Here is an 11,926-nt window from a genome sequence, read left to right on the forward strand (position 1 = left end):
CTAGAGCCAATTGCGCTCTTGGTAATCCTTAGCTGTCATTTCAATCGTATCTTTTAGGTTATAATTTGGAATAAAGCCAAGTGCCTTAATCTTTGAGTTGCTACAAAGCCAAGCATCTTGTTCTAATTCATTAATCTTATCTCCCGTAAGAGGTAAGTGAATTGGGAGAGTATAGATAATTCCCGCTACGATCCTAAGAAACCAAATAGGTAGTGCCATGAACATGACCTTTTTGATACCAAGAGCTCCTGAGATTTCATTGATTAATTCTTCAAAAGTTACTTCATCAACTGAAGTCACAAAGTAAGTTTCCTTCTTTGCTTGTTCTTGAGAAGCACAAAGGATAATGGCATCCACTAGATCAAAAACATTAACGACGCTATATCTTTTCTTTTTAAAATTAAGTCCAGGGCCAGTGACAATTCGACCTTTAACCATTTTAAAGACATCAAGAACTGCACTGTCACGCGGGCCAATAACCATTGGAGGGCGGATAATTGTCGTATTCCAACTCTCAGGTGCAAGCTCATTTACTGCATATTCTGCTGCTAGTTTTGAATGGCCATATGCTGAAACAGGAAGGCACTCAATACTTTCATCAACAAGTTGTGATGAAGGGCCAGCGGCCGCTTGAGAAGAGATAAGCATAAAGTGAAGATTTTCATATTTATCTTTTAAGGCCTTAATTAAAATTTCAGTTGCGAGATGATTTGTTTTAGCAAAGGTTAGGGAATGTTTTGCAGAAACAACTCCGGCCGTATGAATAACACAGTCGATGTCTTGTGGAAGTTTTCTTACCCAAGACTTAATTGATTCTTCTTCAAGATTGCCTTTGATATATTCACCAGGGAGCTCTAAAGACTCAGCCTTTTGAGGGCTTCTTACAAGAGCAAAAACCTCATGACCTTGTTGAGTTAATTTATCACATAGATGTGAGCCGACAAAACCTGTTGCACCAGTAACTAAAACTTTCATTATAACTCTTTTTGAAAAATTCGATATGTGCGATATGGAATCGCATTCATGCGAATGAGTGGTTTATTCATATTGAGATTATCTTCTAGAATCCAACTCATCTCTACATTCTTATATTTTTTATATTGCTTTATATTCTCATGGCATCTGTAATACAGAATTGATTCAAGTCCGTATAAACGGTATTTCTTTTTCACACCCATTGTAATGACACGAACACCGTCGATAAGTTTTGGCGCGCGTAGGACTTGAAAGATTCCCTTTGGAAATAACTTTCCATCTGGAATTTTGTGTAGGACTTGGTTGAAGTCGGGGAGGCATACGATAAAGCCGGCCACTTCGCCGTTAACTAGAGCAAAGAGAACGAGTTTTTCATCAGCAACAGTTTTAAGGTCTGCGGCCATGGCATAGAACTCATCTTTGGTCATTGGAACAAATCCCCAATTCTGTTCCCACGCATCGTTGTAGATGCTGTACATAAGATCAATTTCTTTCGTCCAATTCTTCTTTGAAACTGTTCGATAAGTAATATTGGCCTTCTCTTCAGCTCTTAGTGCGATTTTCTTGATTACCTCAGGCATCTCAAAATCACTCTTCATATGATAGGCCAAAAGATCTTTCGCTTTTGAGAACCCAAGCTCATTTAAGTATTGGTGATAGTACTCATAATTGTACATCATCATAAGGACTGGGACTTCATTATGTCCTTTAATCAGTGTTCCACACTCATAATTTGTCGATGGATTAAATGGCCCAACAAACTTTGCTAGACCTAGTGACTTTGTCCACTCCATTGCTGAATTAAAGAGGGCCTTAAAGACTTCGATATCCTCGATGGCCTCAAAAAAGCCCCAGTGGCCTTCTAGCGTCTTATGGAATTGATTATAATTGTGGTTATTGATGGCCATAATTCGGCCAACATCTTTTCCATCCTTAATTGCAATATAGAAAGCACATTGTGCTGTTTGGTAAAATGGATGCTTATGAGTAAAGAGCTTATTGAGTTCCATACGAAGTTGTGGAACCCAATACTTATCGTCTTTGTAGATATTAAATTGGACATCAATAAATCTTTTACGGGCCTTTTTATCGTTTAAGATATCAACTTTTTCGATATAAATGGCCATAGACTTATCTCCTTAAAATTTAACTATTGTCCCATTGTTGAAGGGATATCAAACTCTTTCTTTGCTCTTGCAAATACTTCTAGAACTTTTGTTAACTCACTCTTGTTATGAGTGGCCATATAGCTTGTTCTAATTAATGCTTCTCCCTTAGGAACTGCAGGTGGCACAACAGGAGTTGCAAAGACACCATTTTCACTTAGGAATTTTGTCACAAGCATTGATTTAACATCATCACCAATGAAGATCGGGATGATTGGAGTTTGTGAATTATAAGTATAGAAACCAATTTCTTGAAAACCGTTTCTCATAAATTTAACGTTATCCCAAAGACGCTCATGGATTGTGTCATCAGAATTGATAACATCAATACAGGCAGAAACAGTTGCGACTGCAGAAGGTGCCATTGAAGCAGAGAACATGAATGATCTTGCTAGGTGCTTCACATAGTTAATTGTTTCAGCATCACCTGAAAGAACTCCACCAATAGATGCGAATGACTTCGAGAAAGTACCCATATTTAAATGTACTTTATCAGTTACCCCAAAGTGGTTCATTGTTCCCGCGCCTTTATCTCCCATAACACCGATACCGTGAGCATCGTCGACGTAGATATAAGCACCATATTTTTCAGCAAGTCTAACCATCTCTGGGAGATTTGCGATATCACCAGTCATCGAGAAGACACCGTCAGCTACGATAATAACTTTTTGAAAGCGGTCGATATTTGCTTCTAGCTGTTCTTCTAAAGACTCCATATCGTTGTGACGATATTTGAAAGTCGTCCCCATCGCTAGGCGAGAGGCATCGATGATTGATGCATGATTTTCTGAATCAAAGAGCATACAGTCTCTTGGACCGCATACAGCTGAAAGAGCACCAAGGTTTGTTTGCATACCTGTAGAGAAGATAAGGGCCTTCTCATGTCCGAGATAGCGTGCAAGCTTCTCTTCAAGTTCTTCGTGTATCGTTAGGTTACCATTTAGGAATCGTGATCCTGTACAACCTGTTCCGTATTTTTCGATGGCCTTGATGGCCGCTTCTTTTACGTGTGGGTGATGTGTAAGGCCTAGGTAGTTATTTGAGCCGATCATGATTTGATCTTTTCCATCAATCTTTACTACTGTTCCTTCTGAGTCACCAATTTGGCGGAAGAAAGGGTAAAGATCTTTTGATTTTAGCATCGCTGCTTTGTCCATTAAACGGTCAGCTGCGCTAGAGAATTTAAGTGCCATATTTCACATCTCATTCGAATTGTATTAATAATAGAGGTAGGGTTGAATTTAGCCAGTATAGATTGACAAGTCAACAAATTATGCGCACAGTGACAGCACCTATGGTACTTAAATTATTCACTTTGAAAACATGCATCATGTTCATTCTGTTAACAATTAATGTCTCGTGTCAGAGCGAGGTTGATCAGAATGAAGGAACACAAGTTGAAGTTTCCGACTGGAAACCTCCGTGTGATTTGAACTCTCTATGTGGCCGAAAAGAAATTTTAAGTTCTTTAAATGGGCCAATAGAGTATCGTCAATCACTTGTAAGTATTCTAAATCGTTCAAAAGACGAGTTTCAAAAATACCAGGCACACTACGCAGATGATATCTTCTACATTTGTGGCAAGTTAATTTCGGTAGGCGGCTGTTCGTATCTTTCACTAAAAGAAGAGGATATGAATTCGACTCAAATTGAGCTCTACCTAAGTGCAATGGCCAATTGTCATCACTATAAGTGCTATGATTACTTTCAAAACCTAAGGGCCGACTTTCTTAAATTGGCCAATGCCTCCCAGTCTGATAAGGCCAAGAAGTCTTTCTATTTAATGGCCATTAAGCTTCCTAGGCCATGGTTTGAAAAATCTGGCGACTTAAGAATGTATATTCATTTACTTGAAAAGAATGAAAAGAGCATTGCCTATAAAGACCTTGGGGCCTTAATTAGCGCAATTCCTAACCATGAGGACTTAAAGGACTTTGTGGCAAAAAACTTCTTTAAAATTGATTCACATAAGTCAGGAGTCGCAGTTTATCTTGCACGCTACCTAGAGGGTTGGCATGATCGCAATTACAAAAGATTTCTAGTGAAAGATGTGAAGGTAGAAGATATCAATGCATTTATTCTTAGTATGCCGATTGGTTGTCCAAAACTTGAGACAATTTTAGCTTTTAAGGATCACTTCTCGAAGGACAATGAGAGGGTATTAAAAGATATTCTTAAGCAAGACGAGCTTAATACCTATTTTAAGGATTTAAAGCTTAAAGAGAATGAAGGCTCTAAGTGCCTTTCTTCATTGCCGCCTGCTTCCTAAGCTCTTCGCCACGTGCCTCTGAATTAATTGAAAGAACGAGATCTTCTTCAACTTCCTTATCCATATTCATAAAGGCGATTCCAATACCCATTGGCGTCTCTTCATTATTTTCAATAGGCCATGTTGCTGCAATTTTAACTTGTGGAATTTCAAATCTCTTTGAAGCAAGTCTTACGGTTGCATTGTCAAAGATTAATTCTTTCTTGAATTTATCAGCGAAATCTTTTGGACAATTAAAGCTAATTCCACCGGCAGAGATATCGTTGCAATCAAAGACATCTTCTTCGATTTTAATCTGAATAGGGATGTAAGCATTCGCATGCAAACGATAGTTAGATCTTTGCTGACTCTTATAAACTGGACGGTCAACTTTGAGCTTATAGACTTCTTCTGCTGGAAGAAAGCTTAAGAATGAACTTGAAAATAAAATAACTGACTTAAACTTAATTTTTAGAAGAACCTCGCTATCCTTGTTTTTTGAACCGGCCAGCTTGGCAATGAGACTTGCGTCAAAGTCGAGAGTGAATTCGAGTTCACTTTCATCAAAAGATTTAATTTTGAAGCTTTCTACTTTGTCTTTTTCCTGTCCTTTGCGCCAGATTTCAATGATTAATCCATCGCTTAGGGCCCTTTTTAGAAAACTTATCTTCTCTTCAAAGGGAATTTCTGAGAAATAAAATTTCTTATTCGCATCCATCAAGTTCTCACTTTAATAATATCTAAATTAATTTAAGTGTTTAATATTAAATATATTCTAATCAAAGTTTTCATTCAGTTCAAATTGTGGCAAATTCTACAAATAAATACTCAAAATTATAGGAAATAACGAGGTATATATGAAAAGCGAAACTCCTGTGGTCAAGTATTTGGCGGACTATAAAGCGCCAACTCACAAAATCGAAACTGTGGAACTAGAATTTCACTTAGACGATACAAAAACTCAAGTATATTCAAAGATGGAAGTTGTGCCAGTAAATGGTCAAACTCTTGAACTTAATGGTGAAGAATTAATTCTGAAGTCAGTTAAAGTTAACGGTGAAGAATTTAAAAACTTCAACGAAGAAAAAGAGATTCTAACTCTTTCAGCTCTTCCAACAGAAAAGTTTACTTTAGAAATTCACAATGAAATTAATCCAAAGGCCAACACTGCACTTGATGGTTTATATAAATCAGGTGGAATGTTTTGTACGCAAAACGAGCCAGAAGGTTTTAGAAGAATTACTTACTTTATCGATCGTCCAGATAACCTAAGTATTTTTACAACGAAGATCGTTGCAGATAAGAAAGACTATCCATTCCTTCTTTCTAACGGAAACTTAATTGAAAAAGGTGATCTTGATGGTGGAAAGCATTTTGCAATTTGGAATGATCCATTTGCAAAACCTGCATACCTTTATGCACTAGTGGCGGGGGATCTTGCACTGATCGAAGATACATTTAAAACAAAATCAGGTCGCGATGTTAAGCTTCAGGTATTTGTCGATAAAGGGAATGAAGATAAGTCTCACCACGCAATGGAATCTCTTAAGAAATCAATGAAGTGGGATGAAGACAGATTTAGACTTGAGTACGATCTTGATATCTACATGATTGTAGCAGTTGACTCATTCAATATGGGGGCAATGGAAAACAAAGGTTTAAATATCTTTAACTCTGCTTATGTTCTTGCTTCTAAAGAGACAGCAGAAGATCATAACTTCTTTGGTATTGAATCAGTTGTAGGACACGAGTACTTCCACAACTGGACAGGAAACCGTGTTACTTGTCGTGACTGGTTTCAACTTACTCTTAAAGAAGGTCTTACAGTATTTAGAGATCAAGAATTCTCAGCGGACTTAAACTCGAGATCAGTATGTCGTATTAATGACGTTATTAATCTTAGGGCAGCTCAGTTCCCAGAAGATGCAGGGCCTCAATCACACCCAATTCAGCCAAAGTCATATATTGAAATGAATAACTTCTATACAATGACAATTTATGAAAAAGGTTCTGAAGTTATTCGTATGTATCACACACTACTTGGTGAAGAAGGTTTCCAACGTGGTATGGATAAGTACTTTGAGCTTTATGATGGTCAGGCCGTAACAACAGCAGACTTCACAAATGCAATGAGTGTGGCAAACGATAACTACGACTTCTCACAATTTAGAAGATGGTATGACCAAGCAGGAACTCCAGTTCTTGATGTAACAACTAATTACGATGAAGAGGCAAAAGAGTTTACACTAACGGTTAATCAATCAACGCCTGCAACTCCTGGACAGCCAACAAAAGAGCCATTCCATATGCCATTTGTTATTGGACTACTTGATAGCAAAGGTGCTGATATGAAGCTTGCTCTTAAGAATAGAGACGATCAAGCTGATCTTAATAGAGGACTTTTACATATCAAAGCTGATACAGAAGTTTTTGTTTTTGAAGGTGTTTCTGAGAGACCTGTTGCTTCACTAAATAGAAACTTTAGTGCTCCAGTTGTTCTACGTTCAGATCTAACTGACAATGATTTCATTTTCTTAATGGCAAATGATAATGATGATTTTAATCGCTACGAAGCTGGACAAGCTCTAGCTCTTAAAAATATCCACGCTCTTCTTAAAGATGAGAGTTTCCAAGTTGATGAGAAATTTATTCAAGCTTGGGGAGCGATCCTTAAAGATCAAAATATTGATGAAGAATTTAAGGCCGTATGTCTTGGGCTTCCATCGATGACTGATGTTGCTTCGACTATCGATATTCCAAATTACCGTGCAATAGATGAAGTAAAAGAGAAGCTATATAAACTTCTAGCAAGTACTTTTGAACAAGAGCTTGTTGCAATTTATAATGATCTAAGTACTGAAAGAGATTTCAAGGTTGATGCAAAGGCAATGGGTGAGAGAAGACTAAGAGGATTTACTCTTGGTTGTCTGGCAAAAATTGATGGGCATCAAGAACTTGCTCGCAAGTGTTTTGAAGCTGCGACAAATATGACAGATATGATGAACTCTCTATCAGTTATGGTTCATGAAATGCTTCCTGGTGCAGATGAGTCTCTAAAAGAATTCTACGCACGCTTTAAGGATCAAACTCTTGTTATGCAAAAGTGGCTAAGTGTTCAAGCAAGCTCATGTGATGATACAACTTTTGATCGTGTTGGGGAGCTTATGAAAGATGAAGTCTTTGATATGAATGTTCCTAATCTTGTGTCTTCACTAATTGGAACTTTTGCACGCAATAAAGTTCAGTTCAATCACGAAAGTGGACGTGGACTTAAGTTCATCGCAGAAATGATTAGAAAGGTTGATGCAATTAACCCTCAGTCAGGATCAAGACTTGCTGGTGCATTCAATGACTACCGCAAGATGCCAGCTGACTTAAAAGAAATTGCTCGTGTTGAACTAGAAGCAATCGTTAATGACGAGAAGACTTCTAAGAACGTTTTTGAAAAACTTTCTAAAACATTAAATTCATAAATTACGGAGACTGGCGTGAGTGACAATATTTTTACAGAAGAACTTGAATTAAATTATACGGAGGTTGCTCCGGAAATTGATTTTAAGGAATTTGAAAAGGTTGTTACTTCACGTCGTTCTGTTCGTGTCTTCGGTGATGAAGAAGTGCCAGATGAAGTTGTCCAAAAGGCAATTGAACACGGTCTTCTTGCACCTAATTCTTCAAACCTTCAGCCCTGGGAATTTCATTGGGTAAAGTCTGAAGACAAAAGAAGTGCTCTCGCCAAAATGTGCTTTGGCCAAAATGGTGCAAAGACAGCAAAGCACTTAATCGTTTGTGTCGCAAAGACTGGAACTTGGAAGAAGAATTGTGAGCGCATGCTTGCTTCACTTGAGGCCGCTTCAAAGAAAGATGGTATTGAAGTGCCTAAGGCCGTAAAGGCATATTACGGAAAAATCGCTCCGATGGCCTATGGTTATATGGGACCATTTGGAATTCTTTCTCCTCTTAAGTGGGCCTTCTATAATACTATTGGCCTATTTCAAGTGATCTTTCGTGAACCAATGTTTCCATCTCAGCTTAAGACTTGGGCCCATAAGACAACGGCCCTTGCTTGTGAAAATATAATGCTTTCTATTCGCGCTCAAGGTTATGACACTCTTCCAATGGAAGGCTTTGATGCTAAGAGAGTTAAAAAGCTCTTAGGACTTGGATGTAAGGATCACGTTACAATGATTCTTGGAGTTGGGAAGAGATCTGCTAAGGGTGTGTATGGCCCGCAATTTCGTTTTCCAAAAGAAGACTTTATTATAAAACACTAAATTCACTAAGCAACCATGTAGCGTGGAATAAACGGAAAGTAGTACAAGCTTCTTCTTGTATGAAGTCGAATACGCGAGATTGAATCCGTTTGCTCTTGATTGTGCTTGATTTGATTTTCTTTTGGCCTATGTGTTTCATTACCGACATTGATCATAGATAAAGTTAGAGCAATGGTTAGAATTGAAAAATGTTTCATATACACATCCTTTGTATGTATTCATTCTATCTAGAGCGAATTTGAACGAGGTCAGGGCCTTGTAAACTTTTTGTTATTTATTCCTATAAAATTGGGATCAAATTTAAGGCTACCTCCGTATCGAGACATTTATTGCCACAAATGCCATTCTCAAGTTTGAAAATAAGAGTATCTCCATTAAATAATTCGACGGATAGATTTGGCGCTAGATTGGTATCAAGACTTGAGCTACAAGAATTAATGATATCTGTTGTTGAATGAATTAAGTTATAGATTAGTGATACTAGATTTATATTTTTAGAGTCACCCATATAGCAATAGCGTAAATTATCGATATCAAGTTGTAGCCAGCCTTGGCCAGCATTTCCAACCGCTGCCGAAATCATTGCCGGAATGGTATAGGTGGCCTGTTCACCCACGAGATAGGAATCTTCAGTAATAGTATTTGAGTTGTAGTCGATTGAAGATGTCAAAATGATCTCAGGAGGATTTGAAGGCACTCCATTAGGTGGCGTGTTTGTCGACTGTGCCGTAAGGAACTCAGGGGCGAGGGTCTTCTGATGACAAGAGGAGAAGACAAGCACGAATAGTGAAAGAATAGTCAACTTAAGCATAGTTGTATTTTAGTCGGATGAACCTTGTATGGTTTATAATTAATTCTTAAATTAATTTGCTAATGTAAGTTTTCATCATTTGCTCATAATTTGATTGTCACTTAAAATAGTAACTTAGAATCAATTACGAAAAGGATTTTCAAATGAAGTACTTACTAAGCTTACTCGTTGCTGCAAACTTATTTGCCATCACGCCACAGGATCTTTACGGGTGTTTTGAAACAATTGAACATAATCAGCAGTCGGTTCCTCATGGCCCAGATTACGAGAGAAATCTTTCAACTTATGAAGATTATAGCTTCTCACGAACTTATAAGAATGTTGAGACAAATCGCGTAGAACCAATAAATGTTTTCAACTTCTTTACTGGTGTGAGAGATGATGTTTACTACTCATATTCTCCAATTATTCTTTTTCAAGACCTAGGTGAATATAAGTGGGACAATAATTCTTTAAGCTATGAAATCGATGAAGATATTTACATGTACCGCTCTCAAAAAGAGATGTATGAGAAAGTTGATCATCGTCTAAAACTTTCAATTGAAAAAGTTGGACAATACTTTGAGGGAAGTGTTGAGCTTAAGTCATATGCTCGACGTATCAATCGCTCTTTTACTTTCAAGCTTAAGAAAGTTTCTTGTCCTACATCGTACTAATATCGTAAATAGACTTAAATAAAAGGCCCACAAGAACAACATTAAATGCTGTTGTTACTGTGGACTTATTTCCATTGATAACCTGACTTGATCCAAGATAATTTCCTAGAAGTCCCGCAGGTAGCGCAATAGCAACAACCTTCCACATGATGGCACCCTTTATTAGGAAAGTTATAAAGGCGGCAATATTACTAACGTAATTCATAAAGGCCGCATGAGGTGAGGCCTCAAGAATATCAAAATGAAGAAAGAACATCATTGAGATAATAAGAAATGTTCCCGTTCCTGGCCCAAAGAAGCCATCGTATCCACCAATAACAAGTCCAATAAGAACGGAGCGAAAGAGGACTTGCATCTTTTCAAGAGGCGAGTGATCCATTAACTCTCTTTTCTTCTTTAGGTGATTCATAAAGAAGATGATTGGAATGATGAGAATAAGAATATAGACCATATGCTTTGATTCAAGAATAGTACTAAGCTGAGCGCCAATTAATGATGCACTAAATGTTGCGATCGTTGGTGGCAGGATAAATTTAAAATCGATCTTACCTCGCTTTACATAGCGAAAGATCGAAAGTGACTTCGAAATGCAAGAAACACACTTATTTGTTCCAAGAAGTAGGTGAGCTGGAACTCCCGTTGCAATATATGTCGGGATCGTGATGAGTCCACCACCTCCGGCCATAGAGTCAATAAAACCTGCAAATGTTATGAGAGTAAAAATAGTGACAGCTTGAACTAATGTGAAATCTTCCATGAAGAGATTATCACTCTTTTTGAAATAGAAAGATAGTGGAGGATGAAATTTATTCGCTATGGTTTTTTAAGGTGTCTCTAAGAGCTGCCTCAAGAAAATTAAATGAGTACTCAAAGCCACAGGCCTTAGTCTCTTCACAAGATACTTTCTGACTTGCAAGCATGATTTGAGACATCTCACCAAAAATTGTTTTTGCTGCAAACTCAGGTAGTGGGATGAAAGTAGGGCGATGAAGGACTCTTCCCAGGGTTTGGGTGAAGTCAATATTTTCAATTGGGTTAGGTGCTACACCATTGATGACTTGCTTTTCAGTATCGTGTTCAATGAGAAAACGGTAGAGATCACAAAGGTCTCTTATGTGAATCCAGCTCATATACTGATGTCCGGTACCAATTCGTCCAGCAACTCCAAGGTTAAAGGCCGGTAACATTTTTGCGAGTGCACCACCGTCACTTGAGAGAACAATTCCGACACGAAGAATCTTCACATCAATTTCTAAGTTTTGAATTCTAAGGGCACTTGACTCCCAGTGTTCACACACTTCTGCCAAGAAGTCTCCACTAATACTACTGTCACTTGTAAGCTCTTCATCGGAGCGATCACCGTAAATTCCAATGGCCGAAGTGCTAACAAATTTTTTCGGAAGAGGAAGGCCTCTTGTTCCAAGCTCTTTCAATTTATCGTGGAGTAAGTTTGTTGCATTGATACGTGAGTTATAGATTTTATCTTTTTTCTCTTCACTCCAGCGAGAGTCTGCGATATTTTCTCCCGCGAGGTTAATAATAGCATCCACGCCCATTAGGGCGGCCATATCCATTTCGCCATTTTCCACATCCCACCTGAAGTACTTAACTTGCTCATTGCCTTGCTTGTTAGAAGTATCGCGAGTGAGAATGCGCACTTCCTCGTGGCCGTGTTCAAGCAAAGATTGTGTTAAATTTGTGCCAATAAAGCCTGAACCACCACTAATTAATACTTTCATGGTTTTAGTATATGGATGAATTGTGAAGAATTTATTAATGAAGTATGAGTAGGTACC

12 protein-coding genes are annotated in these 11,926 nt (G+C 38.0%); 4 read left to right on the top strand and 8 right to left on the bottom strand.

The features are described from left to right. Genes ABMA79_RS10285 through spt form a run of 3 tightly spaced genes read right to left on the bottom strand, consistent with a single transcriptional unit; the run spans nt 1 to nt 3,334 of the window. Nucleotides 1-975, bottom strand: coding sequence for an NAD-dependent epimerase/dehydratase family protein (locus ABMA79_RS10285; protein WP_393092382.1), 975 nt, complete (start codon nt 973-975; stop codon nt 1-3). Further along, a complete protein-coding gene (locus tag ABMA79_RS10290; RefSeq protein WP_393057754.1) occupies nt 975-2,102 on the bottom strand; it encodes an N-acetyltransferase in 1,128 nt (375 codons plus the stop codon). The genes ABMA79_RS10285 and ABMA79_RS10290 overlap by 1 nt, the downstream gene beginning before the upstream one ends. 23 nt (nt 2,103-2,125) lie before the next feature. Then, entirely contained in the window at nt 2,126-3,334 is a 1,209-nt protein-coding gene (spt, locus tag ABMA79_RS10295) for a serine palmitoyltransferase (protein WP_392860159.1), read from the bottom strand. Nucleotides 3,335-3,456: 122 nt separating this feature from the next. Here spt and ABMA79_RS10300 point away from each other — a divergent pair, with 122 nt between their 5' ends. Beyond that, nucleotides 3,457-4,410 carry a hypothetical protein gene (locus tag ABMA79_RS10300; protein ID WP_392860161.1) on the top strand — a complete coding sequence of 318 codons (954 nt, stop codon included), beginning with the start codon at nt 3,457-3,459 and terminating at the stop codon, nt 4,408-4,410. On the opposite strand, the gene ABMA79_RS10305 is transcribed toward ABMA79_RS10300, so the two are convergent. Next, the gene (locus tag ABMA79_RS10305; RefSeq protein WP_392860162.1) at nt 4,376-5,107 is read right to left on the bottom strand and encodes a PilZ domain-containing protein; all 732 of its coding nucleotides are present in this window, start codon (nt 5,105-5,107) and stop codon (nt 4,376-4,378) included. The two genes, ABMA79_RS10300 and ABMA79_RS10305, sit on opposite strands and share 35 nt — an antisense overlap. 139 nt (nt 5,108-5,246) lie before the next feature. On the opposite strand from ABMA79_RS10305, the gene pepN reads away from it, so the two are divergent. Then, nucleotides 5,247-7,862, top strand: a complete 2,616-nt coding sequence (pepN, locus tag ABMA79_RS10310; RefSeq protein WP_393092385.1) for an aminopeptidase N — start codon at nt 5,247-5,249, stop codon at nt 7,860-7,862. A gap of 15 nt (nt 7,863-7,877) precedes the next feature. Next, nucleotides 7,878-8,663 (top strand): nitroreductase family protein, encoded by a 786-nt coding sequence (locus ABMA79_RS10315; RefSeq protein WP_393057752.1) that lies wholly within the window; start codon nt 7,878-7,880, stop codon nt 8,661-8,663. Between the two features lie 5 nt (nt 8,664-8,668). Here the strand turns inward: ABMA79_RS10315 and ABMA79_RS10320 are convergent, their stop codons facing one another. Together ABMA79_RS10320 and ABMA79_RS10325 are read right to left on the bottom strand one after the other, a co-directional pair. Then, complete coding sequence (locus ABMA79_RS10320; protein WP_393092387.1) at nt 8,669-8,860, bottom strand: hypothetical protein; 192 nt, start codon at nt 8,858-8,860, stop codon at nt 8,669-8,671. 83 nt (nt 8,861-8,943) lie between these two features. Further along, entirely contained in the window at nt 8,944-9,474 is a 531-nt protein-coding gene (locus tag ABMA79_RS10325) for a hypothetical protein (protein WP_393092390.1), read from the bottom strand. 143 nt (nt 9,475-9,617) lie between these two features. On the opposite strand from ABMA79_RS10325, the gene ABMA79_RS10330 reads away from it, so the two are divergent. Then, nucleotides 9,618-10,130 carry a hypothetical protein gene (locus ABMA79_RS10330; RefSeq protein ID WP_393092392.1) on the top strand — a complete coding sequence of 171 codons (513 nt, stop codon included), beginning with the start codon at nt 9,618-9,620 and terminating at the stop codon, nt 10,128-10,130. Here ABMA79_RS10330 and ABMA79_RS10335 read toward each other — a convergent pair. After that, nucleotides 10,117-10,887 carry a sulfite exporter TauE/SafE family protein gene (locus tag ABMA79_RS10335; protein ID WP_393092395.1) on the bottom strand — a complete coding sequence of 257 codons (771 nt, stop codon included), beginning with the start codon at nt 10,885-10,887 and terminating at the stop codon, nt 10,117-10,119. The two genes, ABMA79_RS10330 and ABMA79_RS10335, sit on opposite strands and share 14 nt — an antisense overlap. Before the next feature lie 49 nt (nt 10,888-10,936). After that, nucleotides 10,937-11,869, bottom strand: a complete 933-nt coding sequence (locus ABMA79_RS10340) for a TIGR01777 family oxidoreductase (RefSeq protein ID WP_393092397.1) — start codon at nt 11,867-11,869, stop codon at nt 10,937-10,939. Nucleotides 11,870-11,926: the final 57 nt, after the last annotated feature.

Source organism: Halobacteriovorax sp. HFRX-2_2 (assembly GCF_043196705.1).
GTDB lineage: Bacteria > Bdellovibrionota > Bacteriovoracia > Bacteriovoracales > Bacteriovoracaceae > Halobacteriovorax_A.